The organism is Endozoicomonas sp. SESOKO3, assembly GCF_024606255.1.
In genome coordinates this window covers 1-2,004 of sequence record NZ_JAHHPR010000744.1, presented here as the reverse complement: position 1 = coordinate 2,004, position 2,004 = coordinate 1, and the positions used below count along the sequence as shown (strand labels likewise).

The following is a 2,004-nucleotide window of genomic DNA, read 5'->3' as shown; positions in this document are numbered from 1 at the left end:
CTCAGTATCATCAGTTTTGATCGGTTGGTTGGATTATTGCATCGATAAGAACAACAAATATAAGGAGTCTGGAATGGATAACGCTGAAATGGCACCCTCTGTGGGTGGGGAGAAGAGTGGATCACTGCTCGACCGTCTCTTCGAACTCAAAGCCAAAAACACGACGGTAAAAACTGAACTGATGGCAGGTCTTACGACCTTTATTACCATGTGTTATGTGGTGTTCGTCATACCGGGAATGCTGGGTGATGCCGGCATGGATAAAGGGGCTCTGTTCACTGCCACCTGTTTGGTTGCAGGTCTCAGTACCATTGCCATTGGTCTTTATGCTAATTGGCCTGTGGGACTGGCTCCTGGTATGGGGTTGAATGCTTTCTTTGCCTATGCAGTGGTGCTCGGCATGGGTTATAGCTGGCAAGAAGCCATGGGTGCTGTATTTTGGGGCGGCATAGGCTTCATGTTGTTGAGTCTGTTCAAAGTCAGGGCATGGATTGTAGACAGCATTCCTGTTGGTCTCAGAGTCGGAATCACCAGCGGCATTGGTCTCTTCCTGGCACTGATTGGCCTTAAAAATGCCGGTATTGTGGTGGCCAGCCCGGGCACCATAGTGACGTTGGGGGACATCACTCAGTTTGGCCCCATGATGGCCTGTCTCAGTTTGTTTCTTATTCTGGGTCTGGCCTTCCGTGGTCTCAAAGCCGCTGTGCTGATCGCTATCGCCGTTGTGACCGCCATTGCTCTGCTGGCTGGTGATGTTGCTTTTACTGGTGTCGCTTCAGCGCCGCCCAGCGTGATGCCCATCGTCGGTGAGCTGGACATTATGGGCGCTCTGAACCCTGAAATGCTGGGTGTCATTATTGCCTTCATGTTCGTCAATCTGTTTGATACCACGGGTACCCTGATTGCTGTGGGCGACAAGGCGGGCCTGGCAGACAAAAATGGCAAGATGCACAACATGAACAGAGCCATGGTGACTGACGGTACAGCTTCCTGGGCGGGAGCGTTGATGGGTACACCGACTGTGACTTCTTATGTTGAAAGTGCTTCAGGTGTGGCCGCAGGAGGTCGCACAGGTCTGACAGCGGTCACCATCGGTGTGCTGTTTTTGCTATGTGCTTTCTTCTCTCCCCTGGCTGGCATGGTACCCGCTTATGCAACAGCGGGAGCCTTGATTTATGTTGCCGTTCTGATGGTAGGTAGCCTGGCCAATATTGACTGGAATGATCTGACAGAAGCCGGACCGGTCATGATGACAGCGATCATGATGCCACTGAGCTTCTCTATTGCTAATGGTATCGCTCTGGGGTTCATCGCTTACCCGGTGATTAAAGTTCTGGCTGGACGTTCCAGCGATGTCAGTATCAGTGTCTGGGTATTAGCAGTGCTCTTTGCCCTAAAATTTGTCTTCTTTGGCGTCTGAGCCTGTCTGGCTTGCTCATTTAAGGTGAGCAAGCCTGTTAACTCTCTTCAGGCAAAAATTCTCAATCACGTTTTGATACCGTGCCCCTAATCCGTTCGTCTATCCTCACTGCTCTGATCCATAGAAAACAAAGGACAGAACCATTAAAAGTCTACTCTTGCACGTATTGGTTATTGTGCCTTTCGTCTGCCCGGCTGAGCCACAGACTTACCATTTTATCGTTGAGGTTAACCAGAATGGGGCTTCGACGAGCATAACCAGCACAAACGGATATTCAGGGTCAGGCATGCCACCCGATGACAAACCAGGCAGGCGAAACAAACTTCAGATCATCACCTTGATGTACGGAACGGGCTGCGGTAACCATTCCCGGACAACGGGGCCAGAGGATCATGGTCAGTCATTCAATGTACATTCAGAAAAATCGAATTATCTATACGACAATGACCATAATGATGAAGATTCGGGCCGACCCAACGACTCCCGACATAGCCTTGACGAAAACTGCCATGAGCAGCCCTGCTGTAATCGACAAGGACGCTGTATCTTTGCTCCCCCCACAAGTACCCGGTGTCGTTCAACCT

At 50.6% G+C, this 2,004-nt stretch carries 2 protein-coding genes; both read left to right on the top strand.

Going from position 1 to position 2,004, the window contains the following annotated elements:
• Positions 1–88 precede the first annotated feature (88 nt).
• Positions 89–1,420, top strand: a complete 1,332-nt coding sequence (locus KDK18_RS13080; protein ID WP_257255369.1) for an NCS2 family permease — start codon at positions 89–91, stop codon at positions 1,418–1,420.
• Positions 1,421–1,577: 157 nt separating this feature from the next.
• Positions 1,578–2,004: hypothetical protein (locus KDK18_RS13075; protein WP_257255368.1), on the top strand; the 427-nt coding region annotated here is incomplete at its 3' end.